22 protein-coding genes, 1 tRNA gene and 2 pseudogenes are annotated in these 22,220 nt (G+C 42.7%); 11 read left to right on the top strand and 14 right to left on the bottom strand.

Annotated features, from left to right (window positions below; translation table 11 throughout):
- Positions 1-53: 53 nt before the first annotated feature.
- The gene (locus RMY31_RS21980; RefSeq protein ID WP_322665377.1) at positions 54-758 is read right to left on the bottom strand and encodes a 16S rRNA (uracil(1498)-N(3))-methyltransferase; all 705 of its coding nucleotides are present in this window, start codon (positions 756-758) and stop codon (positions 54-56) included.
- A 200-nt stretch (positions 759-958) separates the two neighbouring features.
- Here RMY31_RS21980 and RMY31_RS21975 point away from each other — a divergent pair, with 200 nt between their 5' ends.
- Both RMY31_RS21975 and RMY31_RS21970 read left to right on the top strand, forming a co-directional pair.
- Complete coding sequence (locus RMY31_RS21975; protein ID WP_322665375.1) at positions 959-1,393, top strand: hypothetical protein; 435 nt, start codon at positions 959-961, stop codon at positions 1,391-1,393.
- A complete protein-coding gene (locus RMY31_RS21970; RefSeq protein WP_322665416.1) occupies positions 1,390-2,124 on the top strand; it encodes an ABC transporter substrate-binding protein in 735 nt (244 codons plus the stop codon). The genes RMY31_RS21975 and RMY31_RS21970 overlap by 4 nt, the downstream gene beginning before the upstream one ends.
- Positions 2,125-2,254: 130 nt before the next feature.
- Here the strand turns inward: RMY31_RS21970 and sir are convergent, their stop codons facing one another.
- Positions 2,255-4,225 carry a sulfite reductase, ferredoxin dependent gene (sir, locus tag RMY31_RS21965; protein ID WP_322665374.1) on the bottom strand — a complete coding sequence of 657 codons (1,971 nt, stop codon included), beginning with the start codon at positions 4,223-4,225 and terminating at the stop codon, positions 2,255-2,257.
- A gap of 266 nt (positions 4,226-4,491) precedes the next feature.
- Positions 4,492-5,028: a hypothetical protein gene (locus RMY31_RS21960; protein ID WP_322665372.1), complete on the bottom strand. Its 537-nt coding sequence runs from the start codon at positions 5,026-5,028 to the stop codon at positions 4,492-4,494.
- Between the two features lie 413 nt (positions 5,029-5,441).
- Here RMY31_RS21960 and RMY31_RS21955 point away from each other — a divergent pair, with 413 nt between their 5' ends.
- Together RMY31_RS21955 and RMY31_RS21950 are read left to right on the top strand one after the other, a co-directional pair.
- Entirely contained in the window at positions 5,442-6,383 is a 942-nt protein-coding gene (locus RMY31_RS21955) for an ADP-ribosylglycohydrolase family protein (protein ID WP_322665370.1), read from the top strand.
- A 75-nt stretch (positions 6,384-6,458) separates the two neighbouring features.
- Positions 6,459-7,400 carry an ADP-ribosylglycohydrolase family protein gene (locus tag RMY31_RS21950; RefSeq protein WP_322665368.1) on the top strand — a complete coding sequence of 314 codons (942 nt, stop codon included), beginning with the start codon at positions 6,459-6,461 and terminating at the stop codon, positions 7,398-7,400.
- 76 nt (positions 7,401-7,476) lie between these two features.
- Here the strand turns inward: RMY31_RS21950 and RMY31_RS21945 are convergent, their stop codons facing one another.
- Both RMY31_RS21945 and RMY31_RS21940 read right to left on the bottom strand, forming a co-directional pair.
- Positions 7,477-8,475 carry a transposase gene (locus tag RMY31_RS21945; protein WP_322665366.1) on the bottom strand — a complete coding sequence of 333 codons (999 nt, stop codon included), beginning with the start codon at positions 8,473-8,475 and terminating at the stop codon, positions 7,477-7,479.
- A gap of 21 nt (positions 8,476-8,496) precedes the next feature.
- Complete coding sequence (locus tag RMY31_RS21940) at positions 8,497-9,348, bottom strand: hypothetical protein (protein WP_322665364.1); 852 nt, start codon at positions 9,346-9,348, stop codon at positions 8,497-8,499.
- Between RMY31_RS21940 and RMY31_RS21935 the strand changes: the two genes are divergently transcribed.
- Positions 9,332-9,511: a hypothetical protein gene (locus RMY31_RS21935; RefSeq protein WP_409878181.1), complete on the top strand. Its 180-nt coding sequence runs from the start codon at positions 9,332-9,334 to the stop codon at positions 9,509-9,511. The two genes, RMY31_RS21940 and RMY31_RS21935, sit on opposite strands and share 17 nt — an antisense overlap.
- Here RMY31_RS21935 and RMY31_RS21930 read toward each other — a convergent pair.
- The gene (locus tag RMY31_RS21930; RefSeq protein WP_322665414.1) at positions 9,488-10,150 is read right to left on the bottom strand and encodes an Npun_F0813 family protein; all 663 of its coding nucleotides are present in this window, start codon (positions 10,148-10,150) and stop codon (positions 9,488-9,490) included. The genes RMY31_RS21935 and RMY31_RS21930 overlap by 24 nt on opposite strands.
- A 344-nt stretch (positions 10,151-10,494) precedes the next feature.
- Between RMY31_RS21930 and RMY31_RS21925 the strand changes: the two genes are divergently transcribed.
- From RMY31_RS21925 to RMY31_RS21910, 4 genes are all read left to right on the top strand, one after another.
- A tRNA-Arg gene (locus RMY31_RS21925) sits at positions 10,495-10,567 on the top strand.
- 182 nt (positions 10,568-10,749) lie between these two features.
- A complete protein-coding gene (locus RMY31_RS21920; RefSeq protein WP_409878180.1) occupies positions 10,750-11,538 on the top strand; it encodes an SDR family oxidoreductase in 789 nt (262 codons plus the stop codon).
- Positions 11,539-11,602: 64 nt separating this feature from the next.
- Positions 11,603-11,983 carry a helix-turn-helix domain-containing protein gene (locus RMY31_RS21915; RefSeq protein ID WP_409878179.1) on the top strand — a complete coding sequence of 127 codons (381 nt, stop codon included), beginning with the start codon at positions 11,603-11,605 and terminating at the stop codon, positions 11,981-11,983.
- A gap of 50 nt (positions 11,984-12,033) precedes the next feature.
- On the top strand, positions 12,034-12,519 hold the full coding sequence (locus RMY31_RS21910) for a transposase family protein (protein ID WP_409878178.1): 486 nt from the start codon (positions 12,034-12,036) through the stop codon (positions 12,517-12,519).
- 635 nt (positions 12,520-13,154) lie between these two features.
- On the opposite strand, the gene RMY31_RS21905 is transcribed toward RMY31_RS21910, so the two are convergent.
- The 7 genes and pseudogenes from RMY31_RS21905 to RMY31_RS21875 all read right to left on the bottom strand — a co-directional run bounded on the left by RMY31_RS21905 (position 13,155) and on the right by RMY31_RS21875 (position 21,331).
- Positions 13,155-13,898, bottom strand: a complete 744-nt coding sequence (locus tag RMY31_RS21905; protein ID WP_322666992.1) for a hypothetical protein — start codon at positions 13,896-13,898, stop codon at positions 13,155-13,157.
- A 157-nt stretch (positions 13,899-14,055) separates the two neighbouring features.
- Positions 14,056-14,574, bottom strand: coding sequence for a hypothetical protein (locus tag RMY31_RS21900; RefSeq protein WP_409878177.1), 519 nt, complete (start codon positions 14,572-14,574; stop codon positions 14,056-14,058).
- 144 nt (positions 14,575-14,718) lie between these two features.
- A pseudogene (locus tag RMY31_RS21895) lies at positions 14,719-15,396 on the bottom strand (AIPR family protein); the annotation flags it as partial.
- Positions 15,397-15,496: 100 nt separating this feature from the next.
- Positions 15,497-16,297: an RMD1 family protein gene (locus RMY31_RS21890; protein WP_322666991.1), complete on the bottom strand. Its 801-nt coding sequence runs from the start codon at positions 16,295-16,297 to the stop codon at positions 15,497-15,499.
- A 195-nt stretch (positions 16,298-16,492) separates the two neighbouring features.
- On the bottom strand, positions 16,493-20,764 hold the full coding sequence (locus tag RMY31_RS21885; protein WP_322666989.1) for a strawberry notch-like NTP hydrolase domain-containing protein: 4,272 nt from the start codon (positions 20,762-20,764) through the stop codon (positions 16,493-16,495).
- Complete coding sequence (locus RMY31_RS21880; RefSeq protein WP_322666987.1) at positions 20,727-20,879, bottom strand: hypothetical protein; 153 nt, start codon at positions 20,877-20,879, stop codon at positions 20,727-20,729. Before RMY31_RS21880 ends, RMY31_RS21885 begins: the two co-directional genes overlap by 38 nt.
- Before the next feature lie 20 nt (positions 20,880-20,899).
- Positions 20,900-21,331, bottom strand: coding sequence for a hypothetical protein (locus RMY31_RS21875; RefSeq protein WP_322666985.1), 432 nt, complete (start codon positions 21,329-21,331; stop codon positions 20,900-20,902).
- 302 nt (positions 21,332-21,633) lie between these two features.
- Between RMY31_RS21875 and RMY31_RS21870 the strand changes: the two genes are divergently transcribed.
- Entirely contained in the window at positions 21,634-21,882 is a 249-nt protein-coding gene (locus RMY31_RS21870; RefSeq protein WP_322666983.1) for a hypothetical protein, read from the top strand.
- A gap of 42 nt (positions 21,883-21,924) precedes the next feature.
- Here RMY31_RS21870 and RMY31_RS21865 read toward each other — a convergent pair whose 3' ends face one another.
- Positions 21,925-22,089: a hypothetical protein gene (locus RMY31_RS21865; protein ID WP_322666980.1), complete on the bottom strand. Its 165-nt coding sequence runs from the start codon at positions 22,087-22,089 to the stop codon at positions 21,925-21,927.
- 29 nt (positions 22,090-22,118) lie between these two features.
- Between RMY31_RS21865 and RMY31_RS21860 the strand changes: the two are divergent.
- Positions 22,119-22,220 (top strand): annotated as a pseudogene (locus RMY31_RS21860) (IS1 family transposase); the annotation flags it as partial.

The following is a 22,220-nucleotide window of genomic DNA, read 5'->3' as shown; positions in this document are numbered from 1 at the left end:
ACGCAGGCTAGTAGAATATCTCATGCTGCATCTTTGCGTGAGATATAAATCATTTATACTTCACAACCTGCGGAAATTAGGGTTAATGCTACTACTGGTGCTGTAACTGCGCGCAGGATACGACGGCCCAGAGAAACTGGTTGGAATCCAGTGGCGATCGCATTCTCAATTTCTTTTTCTGTCCATCCCCCCTCCGGCCCGGTAGCAATAATCATCTCTGTAGAGGCAGGATTAATCACATTCTTCAAATGGGGATACTCACCACGAGCCTGACAAATATAGCGCTGAGTTGTGACGTTAGCAGTCACAGCATTAAAAGCAACAGGTTCTAAAATTGTTGGTACGAAAGAACGTTCTGATTGCTCGGCGGCTTCTGTGGCAATGCGTCGCCAACGTTCGAGTTTTTGGGGACTGGGCTTAAGTAAGGTGCGATCGCTCAACACTGGCGCAATACAAGCTACACCTAATTCGGTACAACACCTGACTACTTCATCAAATGCGTTGCCTTTGGGCAATGCTACCATCAACGTAATTGATACAGGTAATTCGGTTTCTACTGTAAGTGTTTCTAAAACCCGCGCTTGTTCTGTTGCTAACTGTGCCAACCACCATTTTCCTTTACCATCCATCGCAATAAAGCGATCGCCTTCACGCAAACGCAACACGTGCCCTAGATAATGTTGTTGCTCTTTTGTGAGCAAAATTTGCTGATTTTGCAGTTGGGAGGGTGCGATCGCAATTCTTTGCAGTTGAGACATGGGATTTTCCGTCCTATTGCAGGTTGGAATGATTTTTTGCTGTCTAAATTGGCTTTAATCAAGATGAAATATTCTTATATTTTTCTAAAAACATTAGAATTATATAAAACCACTTAAGTAGTTTCTCGTAAGTATACTGAACTAGTTTTATAGTAATAAATCACGCTAGTAATTTATGGAGCTTGGGGAACAATTTTTGGATGTGCAACGATAACCAAATTAGAATTCTGTTTTTGACGGCTGAACCAAGTGATACTGCTAGGCTGCGTTTAGGACGCGAACTAAGAGATATTCGAGAAAAGCTACAGCTCTCCGAACAACGAGAAAATTTTCTGATAGAGTCCAGGGAATGTGTACGTCCTGGGGATGTGACTCAAGCAATATTTGACGTTAAGCCTCAAATTGTACATTTTTCTGGGCATGGCACAAATACTGGTGATATCTGCCTTGAAAATGAGTTGGGTACAATACAGCCAGTACCACCTGGGGCATTAGCTGCACTGTTTAGATTAGTAGCAGTTCATGTTAATTGCGTAGTGCTGAACGCTTGTTATTCAGATATTCAAGCAGAGGCTATTGTTCAGCATATATCTTTTGTCATCGGCATGAAAACAGCGATAGGTGAGCTGGTATAGAGTTAGCTAATTATGCCTTAAAAGAGGGTATTAAGCGAGTAGTTATTTTCTATAAAGCCCAAGATATATATAGTGAAAGCTTAATGCAAGCGTTTACAAAAGCATTTAAAAATAAAGGTGGAAAAGTTGTCAGATCTAGAAATTTAGCAGATCCAAAATTGGATGCATCTTATGAAGTGTATCTTAGTGTAGTTCAAGATGAAGCCCATGCGGCTGTGTTTTTTCCAAATATAGAGCTAATTTCCACTGTAATTAATATGGCTCGCGCTCGTGAGCAACAAAAAATTCCAAAGTATTTAGGCAAAAATCTCCGTTTGCTGGGAGGAGATGCTTTGTATGGTGTAGATACTTTAAAGCTAGGTAACGAAGCTCTTGAAGGCTTAGTTTTAGCTATTCCCTGGTCTCCTGAAGCATCCTATTCAAAAAAGTTTGCACAAAGAGCCTGTAACCAATGGGGACAGGGGATTAGTTGGCGTACTGCTGCTAGTTATGATGCAACTTTGGCTTTTATTCAAGCTATTTTAGAGTCAAAAAATCCCTCTCGACAAAGTGTACTGGAAAAGCTTAAGTCTATTAAGCTGCCAGCTGATAAAACATCGGGAGATGCACTTGCTTTTCAAGATGGTGAGCCGCGCAATAAAACACCAGTCCTCGTTAAAATAGTTCCTGGTAGTGGTGATAAGTGCAGTGATAGCGAAAGAAGCAGATATCACTTTCAAAAAGTCGATTAAAACTAATCACTATAGTCTTTTATTAACGTGAGTTAAACGGATTAAAAAACCCCTCCCTTTGGCAAGAAGAGGATGCTGCAAAGTGGGTGGGGTAATTTATTTGATTATGGGCAATTAACTGAACTTAGTATTAATCCATTTTCAAGTAGATTCTCAGTGCTTCATTCACCAATTCGCTCATGGGTTTACTTTGGCTGCCAGCAGTTTCCTTCAATTTGTTGTAAACATCATCGTGAATACTGATGCGATGCCGTCCTCTACTGGGAGCAGTAATAATTTTGGCTACCAAAGCCGTCACCTGAGTTTGAGTATCTTCGGTAATTGCTGAGGCAGTTTCCGGCTCGTACTGAGCTGCGAATTCACGGATGGCATCAAAACCAACGCGATCGCAAAAATCACCAAAGCTTTCCCCCGGTTTTCTCGACTTTTTAAAGTAGACAAAAATCGGCTCCAAGAAGCTATCTAAGTCATTGTGATGCAGCCGTTCTACGTAAGGTTGCGCCAGCCGTGTCTGATCTGGCGAACCCCCCAGCCAAACTTGGTAAGATTCGGGAGCGCTACCCACAAAGCCCAGTTCTGCCATGTAAGGACGAGCGCAGCCATTGGGGCAACCTGTCATTCTTACCACAAAACGTTCGTCTTGTAAACCAACTTTATCTAAAAGTGTGCGAATTTGCTCTAAAATCCCCGGTATTGCTCGTTCTGATTCAGTGATTGCCAAGCCGCAAGTAGGCAAAGCTGGGCAAGCCATTGCATAGCGCACTAAAGGTTCGATTTTATTTGGGTCGCAAACAACGCCGCGAAGGTTCAGAATTTCTTGAATGGCTTGTTTATTGTCTGGTTCGATGTCGTAAAAAATGACGTTGTGGTGGGGTGTCAGGCGGATAGGCAAATTGAATTTCTCGACAATTTCCCGCAAGGCGGTTTTCAGCTGAAATGAGCCTTCGTCCTTGACTCGACCATTATCAACAGAAATGCCCAAAAACAGCTTGCCATCGCCTTGTTCGTACCAGCCCAAAAAATCTTGATATTTAAACTCTGGTAATGGTTGGAAGGGTGCGACTGGTTTGCCAAAATATTCTTCGACTTTGGCGCGGAACTTATCAACACCCCAATCATTGATTAAATATTTTAATCTGGCATGACGGCGGTCAGTGCGATCGCCATAATCTCTCTGAGTGGCAACAATCGCTTTTACTAGGTCGTAAATATCTTCCTTCGCTACATAGCAAATTGGATCTGCCAGTCTGGCAAAGGTTTCTTCTTTATTGTGTGTTCTACCTAAGCCACCACCAGCAAAAATGTTAAATCCTTCGAGTTGCCCTTGATTGTTCGTATTTACTACCAAAGTGAGGTCTTGGGAATACAAATCAATTGAATTATCCCCTGGCACTGTCACACAAACTTTGAATTTGCGGGGCATATAATGAGTGCCATAAAGCGGTTCTTCAATGTCATGGATGACTGTGCCATTGTCATTGCGCTGTCTTGCTGCTTTCACCTCTGGGTTTTCTTCACCGCTAATGGCTTTTTCTCCATCCAGCCAAATTTCGTAATAAGCACCTGTTTGTGGTGACAGCAAATCAGCGATATTCTGGGCATATTCCCAGGCATATTGATAATCTGAGCGATTCTTAAAGGGAACTGGTGGTGCCATCACGTTGCGGTTGATATCGCCGCAAGCACCCAAGGTTGAACCTAAATTTTTAATGATGGTAGCAATTGCTGTCTTGAGATTTTTCTTTAAAATCCCGTGCAGTTGGAAACCTTGGCGAGTGGTTGCTCGCAACGTGTGGTTGCCATATTCATCAGCCAGCTTGTCCAAAGCCAAGTACAATTGTGGCGGTACAAATCCACCAGGATTTTTTGTCCGTAGCATGAACTGGTAATCTTTCTCCTGCCCCTTAACGCGATTGTCGCGATTATCCTGTTGGTAGGAGCCATGAAACTTGAGAATCTGTATTGCATCTTCGCTAAAGTGAGTAGTATCCTCAAGAATCTGTGTTGCTACAGGTTCACGTAAAAAATTACTATTTTCTTTGATTCCTTCTACTTTGGAAGGCTTACGGCTGGCGATTGGAGGAGGAGCAGATTTAACCATTAGAGTTGTATAGTATTCTCAATAAGGCATCGGTAACCGCCGAAGCACCCTTTCGGCTGATTGATTCCCGGTAATCCGGTCGGAAATATGAGGAATTATTTAATTTTAACATGGCAAAAAGCTGGCTTTGTCCATGATGTAACATTTAACAAAACCAGCCTTTGATAGTAAAGAATTCTGAGTGCTGAGTAATCAGTATAGAGGAATTTAGGACTTAGTTAAGGTCAGGAGTCAGCAGGTTATTGAATTCTGACTCCTTAGCCTATCTATTTAAAGCGATAACCTAGACCGCCATTGATGCTGATAGCAGAAGCAGGGCTATTTTGGTAAGCACGAAGTCCGACTTTGGCATTAGTATAAACGAGGAAGTTTTTAGCAACTTCTGATTCCACACCAGCACCTACCACTACAGCATCTCTATTACCAAGGGGACTTGATGAGCCATCTTTATCCAAAAAAGAGTAACCACCAGTTACAAAAGCGTTAGTATTTTTAGCAATTGGCACATCTACGGAAACTTCTGGGATGATAGTACTCGTCTCATCGTTCCAAAGGACATTACCGCGTGCTGAAAATGGTGTACTTCCTAATTTCACGCGACCGGTGAGATTACCACCAAAGTTTGCAGCATCGTTATTTTGTCCGCCATTGGTAACGCCAGCTGCAACACCAGCACCAATATAACTAGCATCAGTACCCTTTTTTGTTTCAGCAGAAGCTTGACCAGCACTGAGAAGAAAAGGCGCAATAACACATGAAGACAATGCAGAGATTGTCACCAAAGACTTCAGTAATCTTTTCATAATCTGGAAAAAAATTGTAGGTTTTACTTTATATTCAAAGTCGGAAAACGTATAAAAATGTTCCAGATATTTTTTTAAAACTGTTAAATACTTATCGTTATTGATGCATGAGAATTATAGGTATATCAGCTATATATTATCCAAATAAACTTTAATCTTTACATGCTTATATCTTGCTATTTGGGATATTTAACTGAAAGTAGTCACTTTGTTTACTGGCATAATCTTCTAATGACAACCCAACTCGGATAAGTGTATCGATAGAAATTTTTTGAATAGTCTTAAAGTTAGTACTTTTAATCTAAAATCCAAAATCTAAAATTCAAAATTAATTGGGGTGTAACAGATATGGCAACAAACTCCAGAAGAAATATATAAAGTTAAGTTTTAGCAATTTTCATGGAGAATGAATAATGCTAACCGCTACAAAAACGTTATCTGGTTTGATGGGTTTATGTGTCGGTGATGCGTTGGGTGTGCCAGTAGAGTTTACTAGCCGTGCTGAACGAATTAAATCTCCAGTGACAAAGATGCTGGGCTATGGCACATGGAATCAACCGCCGGGAACTTGGTCAGATGACAGTTCGTTAACTTTCTGCTTGGCACAAAGTCTTTGTAGAGGCTATTCTTTGGATGTCATAGCTAATTCTTTTTGGCGCTGGTACAAGACAGCTTACTGGACTCCCCGTGGGGAAATATTTGGCATAGGGAAGAGTACTTATGCAGTAATTATGTGCCTTAACCAGGGGGTTCCACCCTCACAGGCAGGGGGAACTAGTGAAATGAGCAACGGCAATGGTTCTTTGATGAGAATTTTGCCGATGGCTTACTGTCATAAAAGCTTAACTTTTAGCGAATTAATTTCGCGGGTGCATGATGTTTCTGCAATTACCCATGCTCATGCGCGATCGCAAATGGCCTGTGGCATTTATATTAGTATCGCAGTTGCTCTGCTGGAAGGGTTTGACCCCCAAGAAGCTTATTTCCAGGGGTTAAAAAACATCCAGAAAATTTATTCAATTCCTCACTTCGTTTCCGAAACGCCGCATTTTGCCAGAGTTTTCAGCGGTGAAATTGCCCAGTTGCCGGTTGCAGAGATTAATTCTGAGGGCTATGTAATTGATACGCTAGAAGCATCCTTATGGTGTTTATTAAATAGCTCATCTTACGCCGAAGCCGTACTGAAAGCTGTAAATTTAGGCGGACATACAGATACAACCGCCGCCGTTACAGGTGGGTTAGCCGGAATTTACTACGGCGTAGAAGGTATTCCCCAACAATGGATGAATCAAATTGCCCGCAAGCAGGACATTATTAACTTAGCAAGACGTTTTGCGGCTGCTGTTTATTGTTAATGATGATAGCAAGCGGTTAATAGCGGCTTTTCAACAGTAAAATTACTTATAGAAAAGTTCCATGCTGATTGAATAATGCTAACCACTACAAAGGTGTTGTCTGGTTTGATGGGTTTATGTGTCGGTGATGCTTTGGGTGTGCCAGTGGAGTTTACTAGCCGCGCTGAACGAGTTAAATCTCCAGTTACATCGATGCTGGGTTATGGAACTTGGGATGTTCCTGCTGGCACTTGGTCGGATGATAGTTCGCTGACTTTTTGCCTAGCAGACAGTCTTTGTGAGGGATTTTCACTGGATGCTATAGCAAGTTCCTTTTGGCGCTGGTACAACGACGGTTACTGGACAGCTCATGGCGAAGTATTTGACATCGGTAACACTACATTTCTGGCAATTGTAAATTGGAAACAAGGAACTCCGCCCTTGAAAGCAGGGGGTACTGGTGAAAACAGTAATGGTAATGGTTCTTTGATGAGAATTTTGCCAATGGCTTACTGTCACAAAACTTTGGCTTTTCCAGAATTGATTTCGCGGGTGCATCAAGTTTCTTGCATTACCCACGCTCATCTCCGCTCCCAAATGGCCTGTGGTATTTATATTAGTATTGCTGAGGAACTGCTAAAAGGAGCTAATCCCCAAGCAGCTTACATACAAGGTCTAAATAAAATCCAATCCCTTTATTCTGCTGTTGAATATATTTTAGAAAAGCCCTATTTCAGCAGAGTATTCAATGGTGAAATTTCCAAGCTGCCAGTTGAGGAGATTAATTCTGGCGGTTATGTGATTGATACCCTGGAGACATCTCTTTGGTGTTTGTTAACTAGCTCATCCTACTCTGAGGCAGTACTGAAGGCTGTAAATTTAGGTGGAGATACAGATACCACCGCAGCGGTTACTGGTGGGTTAGCCGGAATTTACTACGGTGTAGAAAGTATTCCCCAAGAATGGATTAACCAAATTGCCCGCAAACAAGACATTGTTAATTTAGCAACACGTTTTGTAACTGCTGTTTACAAATAAGGGACTGGGAACTAGGAAGAAATTCAGTTAACTAAATTAGTTTTTCTTCCTAATACCTAATCTTCAGTCCCCAATCTTAGACTGTAGACAGCGAGTAGACCTGACCATCAATTAACAGCCGCGTAATGCCCTTGGCTTGCAGATGAGTACGAGCCTTATGCAGCATTTTACTATCGGGAACTTTAATTACGCGATCGCGCTTGGTAGAAAAGCGCTTTGCCACTCGGTGGTTATCAAACACTGGCAAAGTTCTCTGCTGGGTTTCGAGGTTAGGAATTTGCCCTAAGTCCCCAAAATCCCTGAGTGGTCGGGTAATTAATTCCGAGGCACGGTCGATGACCAAATAGCAAGTCTTGGGCAAAGAGGCTGCTGACAATGGCAAGACTTGTACTGGTATTTCACCTAGTCTGCGTCTTGTAACTAAAGGTCTTGGCTCCTCTAAATAGTCGTCATCGTCTTCTTCCTCATCATAGTCCTCGTCTAAATCGTCTAAATCGTCCTCTTCTAAATCGTCCAAATCCTCTGACTCGTCTAGCAAGTCTTCACCTACTAGCATTTGGGCAACCACGGTTGCCTCTGAACGTTCGTCTTCTAAGATTGGACTGGGGATACTAACTATTTCCGGCGGCTTTTCTTCTACGATTTCTAATCGCTTTACTGGTCTGAGCTTTGGTTTTTCTGTCGCCGAAGAACGCCGCTTCACCCGTCTATTTGCAGGTGTTAAATCTTCCTCAGCCTCTTCTGGTTGGGTTTGTACCTCTACTACTGGTTCCTGCGGCTTCACTGGCAACTTCAAGCGAGGGCTTTCGCTGCTGGGAAGTTCTGGGCTTGGCTCTGGCTGAGTTAGTAAAGGTAACTGCTCGTAGCTTACCTGTGCCCTGCCTTCAGGAGTTCTGGCAGCACGCTTTAAAGAAACGAGGTATTCGTACTCGTCTTCTGGTAAAGTACTTTTGAGCAGGCGGCTAATCGTCGAGTTACTCACATCGTAGCGTTCTGCCAAAGTTGAGGTAGTTTCAGCAGTCTCTCGATATAACTTAAGAATTTCTTGCTTGTCAGAATCTGTTAGTTTTCTCACGGTAGATACCAAAAAACTTTTTTATGCTCGTTTTCGTCCACGCTCCCGCCGACTTCGGCTCAATGATGCGTCATGTTCTAGGACAGCGCCCATCCCGAATAACACTCCACTAAATACCCAAAACACTTCTAGTATCTCTCCACTTTGATAATTGGGCCCTTGGGCATATTTAAACCACATATCTGCAATGTAGAGCGAAAACGCGGCCGCTGCAATCATTCGCCAAGACTGAGCGACTCGTCCACCCCAAAAGGCTAGCAGTAGAGTGGTAGCAATAATCAACAGAACTACATCGCTAACTACGTAAAACCAATTCAAAATAGTGACTAAAAGTTCTGTGGATGTTGCCTGTTGCATGGAAATCCACCATGCCAACAAACTACCGAATAGTCCAATTGCCAACACAATTAGCCATTGCCATTTTTCTAGATTGATTCGTCTGGAAGCCACTGCTAAAATCATGCCTGCGCCAAGGGATAAATAAGTCAGTACAAAAAATACATCGCCAATAGACACATCTGGTTCTTCTTTTAAAACAATTTCCGTATAGCCGAAAAATATCCCTCCCAGGAAATAAGACAGCATACCTACGGCAATTGCAAGCCAAACATTCCGGCTACTGACAATTTGTGGGCTACGCCAATTCCTCAAGCATAAAATACCGGCACCCAGATAAGCTAACGCTTCAAAAATATTTGTACCAATTACATACCACTCGGCACGGCTTTCTACGCCATCTGCCCCTGGAACTTTGGCACTAAATAACAAAAAGTATAACAGCGCTAGCACTCCCCAGCCAATGCTAGCCAGTATGATGTTCTGATTTGTGAACAGAGATTTAGAACGGTATGAACTGTTGGACGAGCTACTCATAGGAATTGACTATGTAAATGCACTCTGGCGGTTTTTTGAGGTGCAGGACTGTGTGGTCAGCGGTTTATTTGTCCAGCGCTACACAATTAAACGCCAAAAGCAACTACCATTAGCCGCTATTTTTCCAACACTTTCCATGCTATTGCCACAGTTTACTCAGTGAAGATTGATTTAGCCAAGTCATAAACAGCGATCGCTCTGCTTCTGCCATATCTTGTAATCTATCAGTGACTTGATGGGCAAAGTTGACATTACCAAAATACGTTTTCCCTAGTTTATGCAGTTCTTGCAAGAGGCTAACCACATGGTTTTCTTGCCAAGGAGGAAGTTTGGCTGCATCTAAGGGGTTTATTGTGGTCACCAAGTGCTTAACTGCTTCTGGGGTCGATGCTTCCGGAAATTTCTGTTGCCGTAATACTTCTGCAATATCTTTCTGAAATAATGACGCTTGCCGAGTGCCTAAAAACTCTTCAATGTCCATATAAATCGCTTGCAGCAGCAAAAGACTGGCTTGAACATAAATGCCATTTTTGCTATGACCACCCGTGTCACTACCTAGTTGGTCTAAGCGGACTTTACCCCAAACGCTAAAGCGGTCTGGTTCCTCCAGCAAGACACAGGCTTTACCTCGGTTATCGGTTAATTCTCTCCACAAAGCTCTAGCTTCTTCTTCTTGGCCAGCTTTGAAGACGCTAATCAAGCGAAAGGTTTGCCCCTGATAATGGAGGATCGGCACTTGCTGATCCCTTTTTGGGTGCTGAATGCTCGATATTTCAACATCCTGCCGTTTGAGAATAAACATGGCACTAGCAAATAACTCCTCACAGGGGCTTTATGATATGCGATCTATAATCTGATTTGGCTGTATCGCCAAGAGTGCGATTACCTAGCGTGTCATGAGAGTAAGCCTGGCGATCGCTCTATATCGCTACCCTATAGTAAGCCACAATATGCAAATAACCACCCATTGGCTACATAATATAGCTAATGAATAGCCCATTTGCTTCGTTTTTAGCGTACATCGACTAACTAGCGACTTGGATCTTAGCCTTGCTTTTGAGGAATCTGCAATTTTCGTTTGCTTCTTGGTAAGGGAAAACGGTATAATTGTACGGATGACTCCTTTGGGAGCCACTGTTTTAACTTGGGCGCGTAGCTCAGTGGATAGAGCCACGGATTTCTAATCCGTTGGTCGCAGGTTCGAATCCTGCCGCGCTCGTTTTAACTAAAGACAAACCCTCAAGCGCTGCAAAGCGATATGATAATGGTTTATTATTTAGGGTTCGTTAGTGCTGCATCATACCAAGAATAAAGGTGATATAGCTGCTACAAAAGCGATCGCACCTGCGGAATGTGAGTATTATCGGACTAAATTCTGAATAAAAGTAAAACTATTTAATCATGAAGCAATTTACTGACAAAGTTGTTCTGATTACAGGAGGTAATTCTGGTATTGGCAAAGCTACAGCATTAGCTTTTGCTGAGGAAGGAGCAAAAGTAGCGATCGCTGGCAGGAGAATTAAAGAAGGTGAAGAGACTGTTAATTTAATCGAAAAAGCAGGTAGTTCAAGTATTTTTATCCCTACAGATATTACTCAAGAAACAGAAGTTAAAAATTTAATAAACCAAACAGTTAAAACTTTTGGTCGTTTAGATTATGCTTTTAATAATGCTGGAACTCCTGGAATTCTAAAAGCCAATATAGATGAATCGGAAGAGAATTGGAATCAAATTATTAATACTAATTTGAAAGGAGTTTGGCTATGTATGAAATATCAAATTCCGGAAATGTGTAAGAATGGTGGTGGTGCAATTGTGAATAATGCTTCTATTAGAGGATTAATTGCTGCTAATTCAACAAACTATCAAGAAAATAAACCACAACATAATATTCATTTTTATTGTACTAGCAAACACGCAGTTTTAGGACTTACTAAATCTTTAGCTGTACAATACGCTAAAGATGGTATTAGAATTAATGCTGTTTGCCCAGGAACTATTATAACTCCTATGGTAATGTCAGCTTTAAGTGAGGAAATAATAAATAATTATGGCAATCAATATCCGATAAAACGATTAGGTACACCAGAAGAAATTGCTCAAGCAGTATTATGGTTATGTTCAGATTCATCTAATTTTGTTATTGGACATTCATTAGTTTTAGATGGTGGTTTAACTATTCAACATTAGACATCTCCAAAATAGTATATTTTGTGGTAAAAGAACATCATGAGAAGTTTTTTAACACTAAAATATGAGTGACATACTGAATCACATTGAGGAGAATCCGAAAGAAACAAAGCGGTTAATTGGTGTGGAGTATGAACAGTTACAACAATTAATCCAAAATGCGGAGCAGTTACACCATAAGAAACAAGCGTTGTTAGAATCCAATCAAGTTAGAATTATTACTGGTGGTGGAGGTCGTAAACCAAAACTATCTATAACTGAACAAATAATTTTAACCTTAGTATATCTGAGGCATATGACAACCTTTCAACTTTGGGGTATCCAGTTTGGAGTGAGCGAGTCTACAGCAAATGACACATTTAACTATTGGTTGCCACTCTTGAGAGAATTGTTACCATCCAGTTTAATTGAACAAGTAAAAAAAAAGAATCTGACTATCAAGTAGTTAAAGAGATACTCACAGATTATGAATTAATTGTAGATAGCTATGAGCAAGTGAGAGAAAGACCTGGAGATAATAAAAAGCAAGAGGAATATTACTCAGGTAAAGCAAGTAAACATACATTTAAAAGTCAGATAATTATCTTGCCTAATGGCAGCGATATCGTTGATGTTGTGGCAGGAGAACCGGGACCAAAAAGTGATATAACTTTATTCCGAGAAAACCGTGATAACTTTGACCCACAACAAAAATTTCAGGGAGACTTAGGATATCTAGGAGAAGATTTAATTGATACTCCAATTAAAACACCGAGAAAAGGAAAGTTAACAATTGACCAGAAAAAACAAAATCAGGAGTTTTCGTCCAAACGAGTATTTTTTGAACACCGAATCCGTTCAGTAAAAATATTTCGAGTTGTTCAAGAAAGATTTCGGTTAAATCCGAAAAAGTATGAACAAGTAATTTTGACAATTTGTGGACTCGTAAGATTCCGAATTGGGGCACTTATATTACCACCAGAAATCCACGCGTTCGCCTGAGCTAAAATTAATGCACATCACCATATATTTTGGTCTTGTTCTCTACAATAAATATCTCAAACCCTTATTTGCTCATATAGACTAGTTGATTCGCAATGCTTGCATTTGCACCCTAAAAGCTAGTCACATAAAGGCTTTGATAGTTATTGGAAATGTCTCTTGTACTCCACAGTTTCGACTCAATGCAGAGATTCAACGTACAGTCAGGCGGTACTGGGAAAATGTACCAGGGGCGTAGACGCTCTGCTTCAGCTTGTCGCAGACATCGCGTATTTGAAGGAGGCACTCCGAACTTGGAAGGAGGTTAAATCACCGGAAGCTGTATTTGTGGCGGCTTGCAAAGTGGCCTATGACAATTCTCACTTTACGAGCGTAAGGCGATCGCTGCGTGTAGTATAAGATTCGCACCATATCGCTGCTATAAATTCAGTGTTGCGATTTCCTATTTTAAATCTAATTGTGAATTGATGAAGTCAAACGAGCGATTACAAGTGTAACCAGTGGTGAGCCACTTAATAGTGTTAAAGCTGTAGCCTACAATCACTAACTTTTACGAAAAATTAGATAGCTAGTAAAGCAAACCACAACTTTAACACGCTCATCCAATTACGTTCCGAATATTAATGTTAAAGCTGTTATTCGGACAAAGATTTGCCAGTTCTAGATAATAACTTACCTAGTCTCTGAAGCGGGCCTTTAAAGCCTCTTTTTGCTTCTTGCCCTACAGTAGTTGTTTGTTCTCCTAGCTTTTCTAAGATAGGGCTAATATCAGAAGATTTAGGATTTTTGTGCTTTAAGACCTGCTTGAGTTGTTTCAACCCATTAGCAATCTCTTGCAAACTTTCGTTATCTGATTTGTGCAGCAAATTGTACCACTTATCGATAGAGCCTAATGCTACATCAGTCTCAACTTGAGTTAAATCTTCTTCAAAAGTCTCGATTACAGAGTCGATTTCTTCAATCTCTTCATGTTCTTCGGCTTTACCTAAAGAGTTGCCAACTTTAGTTAATTGTTTGCCCAATCTCCGTACAGGAGTTCTGATATCTTTTTCTGCATCAGATGCAAAGTTAGCTGTTTGCTCACCAATTTCTATCAACACTTCGCTAATGTCATGCCCAGTAGCTTTATTACTCTTGAGATGCTGTTTAAGTTGTTTTAATTGATTAGCAATTTCTTTGACTTCTGGTTCTTTAGCCTTGTGCAAGAAGTTATACCATTCATCAATTAAGCCGGTAGCATCTTCACTTGATAAGGTAGATAAATCACCACTGAGCGTAGATTGTAATTCTTCTAGCTTTTGCTGCCAATTATCATTGATTGTTTGAGATGCTTCATTGGTAGCTTCTTGATTGCTTTGATTTTCTGTTTTGGTTGCCATAAGAGAATCCGATTTCTGTACCTTAACAAAAATACAAGTATCAGTTTAGAAACCTAGCTCTGTAATTCCCTCAGTCTTAAGTACCATAAAAAATACTAAACATTTAAATCATTTGACAGAGGGTTTTTAGGCATTAATTAACTATTAGTTTTTAAAGCTAATTCACTAGCTTCAATTCTTCGCGCTTGGTGTTTGAACTAACCATTTTCATCAACTGCTGATTCAGGTAGCTTTGCGCTGAAACATAAAGGTTATCCCAAATCACAGGATTGCGGCAGATTTTACTTCCAACTGTGTTTCCGGCCAGTTTCTCCGACACCAAGTACTTCTTGTAATAGTTATTCCACAGGTGTTGCAGAAAATCTTGGGCAAACTCATCAAAAGGAATTATCCAGTTGTAGTTCTCATCTAAAAACACCCGATAAGCGGCGACAATTGGCATGGCAATATCCGCAGGTGCAGCAAAACCAAATGAATACCTGCTATCGGGTAGCAACGTATTCTTGCGCGGGTCGATTGATGCGAGGTCAACTACTCCCTTTTTTTTGGGCTTGGTGATATGTTCTTCTATTATCTGAAACAGCCTTTGTTCAATCCACAAACCTTTGGGCAGTAGTGGCAACAGTTTCGACAACCTTTGCCTTTCCGCCTCACTCAAGGACGGTGTGTTGCTCACCGGGGGGCAGGGCAAACGCATCTAAAGTATAAGAATCCTTTAATGGCAAGGGTTTGGGCGTTTTATAATTGAGTCTCTTTTTTCATCAATATCCTTGTCCCGCAAGGGTTTCAGGTTTTACGTGCGTTTGCCCTGCACCGGGGGGTGCTTGGTTCTGCTTTTAGAGTCTGGGTTGTATTTATTCCTGTCCAGGCAGTTCATCAACTTAATCAAATGGTTGACATTGCACTGGGGGCTTTTTGGCGCACCGCTTTGGTTTTGGTAATAGGCAATGCGGAATTTTGTTTCTTGTTCGCGCTCTCTTTGTGCTAAAAACTGTTTGATGAATTTGTAGTCACCCCTGGCGTTAACTTTAGAACGCGCATCCACCGGGGCAGATGTATTGGAAGCCAGGGCGATGTCTAGAGCGTCATCCTCACTTAGCCCAATGTGAATTGTAACTTGGACTCTGGCTTCACTTAAGTCGTACTTGTATTCTCTGGCCTGTTGAAAAGCTAAAACCGTATGCCCACCGTTAATGATGCCATCGCTACCGCCCTCCTGTGCCTCAAGTATTTCTAGTTCTAGCTGCGTCTTTTTGCTGTTGGGCTTGACCTTATTAGCACACAGTACGATTCCACTATGCCTTGAGAAGAATTTTTCGGGTTCGGTTGTCAATGAGTCGAAGATTTGTCTGTACGTTGAGCTTTTGCGGTTCGGCTCCCGAATATTCGGCTCTAGCGGCAGGTCGGCGGGGAAGCTATCTACGTGAACGGTAGCGATAATGCAGTTGGGATTTGCATTGAAAAACTGGTCTACTTTCAAAGCCCAATTTTTTGGCATAGTTTTCTTAGCCCAGGAGTGCAGTGCATATTGATCCAGAGTACAGAATCCTGAACCGAATCACACGCTTGGAAAACGTAAAGCTGTATTAAGTAAGTTTTCAGCGTTTGAAAATAATATCGTACAGTGACAGCAGAATTTCCACCACAATCAAAATCACGACATACCACTCTACTCGTTGGCTACTACTATGCTGCATGAACTCCAGTACCGTTTGTGCGGTTTGGGTAATTAGCTCTAGTTTGCGTTCCAAGGCATTGTGACGCTCACGAATTTCGTATTCATCCTCCAAGCGCAGATATAAGTTTTCTAACTGTGGGGATTCCCAGAGCAACTCTGGCTTATCGATAATCTCGACTCGACCGACTATCTTATGTTGAACTAACAACGTAGTTCCTAGTTGACGCAGTAATTCCCGACTCTGCCGCCGACTTCTGTTTTCACGCTGGAGACTAGCAGCAAACGGTTCAATTTGATCGAATACTGCGGCGATACTAATTTCATAATGAGACAGCACAACACTTTTGGCTAGAATATCAGCCACAATCTGCAAGCGTTCTACACTCAATTCACGCAGAAAAATTTTTCCTTCCTTGACTCGCTCACTCTCAACAACGTTGAGATGAACTTCGACTTCTTCTGTCTCAGGGTGGCTAAATGAGTCATGAACTAGAGACGATAGCCCCCTCAAGAAGGCTGTCTTTTCTACAGGCTCAAGGTTAAACAGAACCACTACACCATAGCCCAGCAGTACAGCACAACCGCACTCACCTACTTTCACCATTACGGGCATAGTTGCCAAGCAATCATAATTTTCCAATTTCTGTAGATCAATCTTCTTACCAAGAAATAGGGCTTGTGCTTGAAAACTATCTCGATCACTAAAAAGGAGTTTCTGCATTGTTGCCCTATGCTATGTTTTGCCTATTAATCTTTAGTGGTGGCAGCGCAATTGATCCGGTATTGGTTGAGATTGCTACAATCTCAGTCTACCAATAGATGTGCCTGTATTCTTGTGACTTAGCTGGAGTGCGATTACATACTAAAATTTTAGAAAAACAAAGCGATGGGTAAAAACCACATCGCTTTGCTCTCATTACACAAGAATCCCGATCACCGCCGCTAGTACACCAGCAGAGCGATCGCCGGTTGGCACAAAGACTCGCTTGCGCCAGTCGATGATCTCAGTAAAGCAGCCGACAGCCACCAGCTTGTCAACCAACGAGAGGGCATTGACAAGTTCTAGACGAGCTTCACCAGCAACTCTAGACCGCCGTAAGGTTATGCCACCGGGTAATTGCTGTGTATATCTCTCGTTCAGCACCAGCGAAACAAGTTCTGTGGGACTTAACAACTGGTTCTTCAGACCGAGTTGCTCTCGCACAGTTTGGATGTTACAAGCATGAACTACCCGACCGAGAATCTTCTGCCCATCCGAAGTTTGCAATCGGAAGACCCGACTGCTGGACTGCGGCAGGATTTTCCAGATTGGCAGCAGTATCCCACTAACTAAGTGCAAATAGTCAGTGGTGAATCTGGGCAAATCCGAGATTTCCTTTGACCACGCTGCAACAAACGTATCAGGCGAAACCTGTCGCCAAGTTGATGACTCCAGATCCTTGACTGGTACACGGGTTTCTTTCTGTGGTCGAATTAGCAAAACTCTTGCTACAACACCACCCTCAGAGTCGAACGTGCTATGAGTAGGGATTGATACCGCCGCATTCTGTGACTTGGTATTTACCATGAATCTCCCCTGATGTTGACTAGCAAACTCAACCATCTCATCAGCCGATCTAATGTTGTTCTTCTGAATGCGCTCAATCTTCAGATAATTGGTCACGCTACCAGTGCCAGGGTGAGTGTAAACTGCCTCACAACTTGCAACCGTGAACCGTTCTGCCCGAAGTGTTTCAACACCCACTTCAAACACCCCAGCCGCGATCGCAGTCTCAATCTGTTGACTTAGAAGCAACTCAAAACGCTCGAAGATTACATTCTGCATTCCAATTTTCAGAGCCAGCAGACGATTGAGGAACTGCCGCAGTGGTGGGAGGTCGATTTTCATACCACCCTCATGGGAAGTCAGCGATAAACCAGTCATTTGCTCAAATGTCCCTAAAGGAACTTCAGCAAACCTCCCTTGGAAAATCTGCCTGAATAATTCATAAAGAGCGTGTTCGGCATACTGAGATTCTAAGTTATCCTTAGTATCAAATATGCCATTACCACCCGTTTGCCGTTGTCCCCGTGTGAGAGCGCCAAGACTATCCAATCTTCGAGCAATGGTAGAGATAAATCGACGCTCACCTCTGACGTTGGTAGTGACAGGTCTGAAAATGGGTGCAGAAGCCTGATTAGTTCTGTGAGAGCGCCCAAGCGCTTGTATTGCATTATCTGCTTGCCACCCGGCCTCTAAAAGGTAGTGCGATCGCCTTCTACGGTTGACCGCATTCAAATCAGCATGGTAACTTCTACCCGTGCCGCCTGCATCGCTAAAGATGAGGATTTGCTTGTCTGAGTTCATAAATGCAGCAGTTTCAGCAATATTCGCCCCACTACTCCGTGAATCAACAAACAAGCGACCATCATCATCCTTCAAGACCCGCTTGCTACGACCTGTTACCTCAGCTACTTGCTTATGACCAAAATGCCACAAGAGTTGCTCCAAAGCTCCAGGGATTGGGTCAAGGCTTGCCAAGCGGTCAACTAACGCCGAACGTAAAGCCACAGCTTCGGTTGAAACAATGGGAGAACCATCGGCATCAAAGACTGGGAGGGAGCGTTCTTCACCGTCTTCACCTGAGTGAATTTCATGGAGATAAATGGGGAATGCACTCATGAGGTAGTCCATCAAATATTCTCGTGGTGTTAAATCAAGGTTTAAGTTCTTCCACTCGTCTTGTGGAACTTCATTGAGCCGCCGCTTGAGTAACTCTTCATTTGTGGAGACTATCTGGACTACAACAGCTTGACCTTGGGCGATGTCCTGCTCAATCGCCTTAATTAACTGTGGGCATTTCATTCCCGTAAGCAGATGATTGAAGAAACGTTGTTTGTGGCTCTCGAACTGAGACATCGCTGACATTTTAGCAGCCCTGTTATAAGTCTTTGAGCCAGTGATATTACAAGCCTCTAACGCTTTGTGTAAGTTGCAGTGGATAATACTGAAAGCATCAGCGTAATTGTCATATACTCGTTCTTGAGTAAATGTGAGTTCAATTTCTAACGTGTCGTATTCTACTCCATCGAAGGAAAGCGATCGCGCCAGATACAGTCCCAATGCCTTAAGATCCCTAGCAACAACTTCCATTGCCGCAATACCACCAACAGAGATGGACTCAACGAAATCCTCACGCGAACTAAACGGGAAATCCCCAGTCTGCCAGAGTCCCAAACGGTTCGCATAGGACAAGTTGGAGACTTTAGTGGCTCCGGTAGCAGAGACATAGACAACCCTGGCTCTTGGAAGTGCGTTTTGTAGCCTCAGCCCGACAATACCCTGCTGGGATGCTTTGACCATGCCAAGTGTACCCTCAACTGCCATCGCGTTGCCCATCGAGTGACACTCGTCAAAGGCGACTGCCCCCTCAAAGTTCTTGCCAGCCCAATCAATGATTTGCTTGAGTCGGCTTTTACCGCTCTTTTGCGATCGTAAAGTTGAGTAGGTGCAGAATAAAATTCCTTGGGTGAAAGGTATAGGATCGCCAAGCTTGATATTACTTAGGTCAATAATGTCCTTTTCACTACCACCTAGCGCACACCAATCTCTACGGGCATCCTCAATTAGAGCAGAACTTTTTGATACCCAGATTGCTTTTCGCCGCCCCTGACACCAATTGTCTAGAACGATTCCCGCAATTTGTCTACCCTTCCCACAACCAGTACCATCACCGAGAAACCATCCGCGACGGAACCTGACGGCATTTTCTGAGTTGTTTGCTGCGACTGTTACATTGTTAAAAGAGTCATCTACTAAATAAGAACCAGACAGAAATTCTGAGTGTGCCTGTCCGGCGTAAATCACGCTTTCAAGTTGTGCTGATGACAACAAGCCCTGTGTAACGATGTTTCGAGGGAGATGCGGTTTGTAAGTTGGGGCTGGTGGTGACACCAAAGCCAAAGCCGCACTTTCACAAAGCAATGAGGGATGAGGTAAGGCATCCTTGATGCGGATTCGTTGTGGTCTGTAACTTTCATAGAGCGCATCCTTTAGCCCTTCAGTCGCAGTCCACGCGATTACCTCATATTTCAAAATGACAACATCTAGAATCTCGGAAACTGGTTCTGGTTCAGTTACTATGGTACGTTTGGGCAATTTAACAACCTCCGCCGCCGCAGCTTTGACAGGTGCGGATTGCCACTGCGATGCCTGCGGCAACGTCAAAGACGAACGCCCCGGCAACTTCTCAATCAGTGCTAGTATTTCATGCAAATCCAAAGTTTCCGCAATACAAGGGATAACGCTCCTGTTATCAGCCAGAACCTTGTCAATCACCGTAATCCTGGTTTCCATCGTTGTCCCATGCTTGGCGTAAGCTTGACCACTGACCCCAACCGAAAGCACCACACTGGCAAATTCCTGCCACTTAACAAAAGTGTCTCGCCAAGTGGGATTATTGGGAGAGAACCAGTTAGCACTGATTGTTACCAGCCGTCCACCATCGCACAACCTTTGCAATGCCGAGTTGATGTGCCGGGGTGTTGCGTAGGGATTGCGATGGCTTACCTTCGGGGACGACGAGAATGGCGGGTTCATCAACACCACCGAGGGCTTGGTTTGCCCTGCCAAATAATCGTTAATTTGTTCCGCGTTCACAGAAAATAGTGGAACACCACCGAAGAGCCGACGCAGAATCTTGCTTCTATCTGATGCCAATTCGTTCAGCATGAGATTTGCACCTCCTAGCTTGGCAAATTGGGCTAATATTCCAGTTCCCGCACTAGGCTCAAGCACCAAATCGTTGCTGTTGACTTGTCCTGCTTTTGACACTAAATAAGCTAGCGCTAACGGTGTTGAGAACTGTTGAAGTTGAATCTGCTCCTCGCTTCTTCGGGTATGGGTAGGACAAAGTGACTCTAGCTGTTGCAGTTCTTTGAGGGGATTTTGTGGTAATCCTGTATGTCGCAGATATAGGATAAGTGAAACTTCCACTGCTTCGTAAGCATCCTTCCAAGACCAAGCACCCTCTGCCGCAGTACCAAGGAAATAGCGATTCATCTGCGACTGAATTGTTTTTGTAGACAGAGGTCGATGAGCAATAAGTGATTTGGCTAGTTCCTGGGCAACATTGACTATCGATTGCCCGTAATCCAGAACTGTTTGCAGGTCAAATAGCGTTCCTTGTGTAGCGATAAGGCTTACCATGACTAATATATATTGATTGTTCATCGAAAACTTGGCGTAGCCTTAACTGTTCTCCAAATGCCAAATGAGCGCGATCGCCATCCAGTAGTGCGATCGCGCTCATTTGGTTCTTCATAAAAGAATAAAAGATTAGGTTTAAGCAGCGGCTTTCTTGCGAAACTTGCGAGGAGGTTCAGTCAGGGCTTGTTTGGCTTGCTTATTAGTTTTGGTAGTTTTGGTGGATTTGGTTTTGGTGGTTTCAGTCTTGGGCAGTTTCGGTTGTACTTCGGCTGCTGATGGGAACAGCCTTAATGTAGGGAATGGCAGTACAACTGATTGGGTTTCGACAGTCAAAGGTTGTGGTTTTGGCTCCAGTTCCCAAGGGTCAGGCAATTGCTCAAATTGTGGCGACAGAGCAATCTGCTCTTGTTCTTTAGATACAGGCTCGAAGTGCGGTATTGCTCCCCCTGGTCTAGTCTGATTGCGCCAGAGTTTAAAAAGTCCATCGATAAAATCAAATACGATCAATGTTACAAATGCCCAGACAATAGTTTCAATTGCCAAGTTGCTAAGAGAATTTAGTTCCATGACAGTTTGCTCCTTTCGTGTATATTTTTCACAGAATTACCGCTTTGCGGTATCAGGAGTTTTAATAATAAGTCAACAGCCAGAACAGAAAAACTCGTTAAGCTTGAAATATAAAATGCTTGAAGAAGTATTTGACTATTGTGAATTCAAGAGTAAGAACAGGAAAGTTATTTTGGCGTAGCCACTGTGAAAATTATTTGACCAAAAACAATGTGATTAGTTGTACTTAAGCACTTGAAAATACTGTGTTCAAGGCTAAGATTCAAGAGAGAACGATAAATACAACCCGATTAATGTAGACAATGCCAAGTAAGGTAATCAACGTCAAAGAGTACACAGTCAGAGCGCATCAGCGGCAGATTCACACTCGCACCTTCAACTTTATCTGCAAGCAGTGTGAGCAACCTACACAACGCGAAACTTTTGGTCCCCGACCGCTTTACTGTGAAACATGCCGCGCTCCTCAACCTCCCAAGAAATCTGCAAAGGCACTTAACAAAAGGAAACCTAGACCTATGACCTACAAAAGCGGTAAAGACATCGCTGGTTAATTTTGTCGTTTTAATCATTAGAAGAGCGAACTGATTTTTTAACTAAACTACACCAATAAGCCGGCGTTGTGTAGCGCGACTATATATTGATGTAACGAATGGCGATTGCAAAAGCGATCGCCATACATATACTAGCGGTTGTGTACCTTGATTTAACTGTCTGCGTAGGCAAAGCCCGCCGAAGGCATCGCCTAATCGGCGTTGCATAATGAGAATATGAATGAGGGTGAATCTCCATGAAATGTCCACGTTGTGATTCCAATCATATCCGTAAAAATGGTAAGCAGCGAGGTAAACAGAACTACATTTGTGCTGAGTGCGGTCGTCAATTCATCGAA

It is taken from the genome of Dendronalium sp. ChiSLP03b (genome assembly GCF_034531165.2).
GTDB lineage: Bacteria > Cyanobacteriota > Cyanobacteriia > Cyanobacteriales > Nostocaceae > Dendronalium > Dendronalium minutum.
Note: the sequence above shows the minus strand (reverse complement) of the source record. Positions and strands in the feature narration are given on the sequence as shown.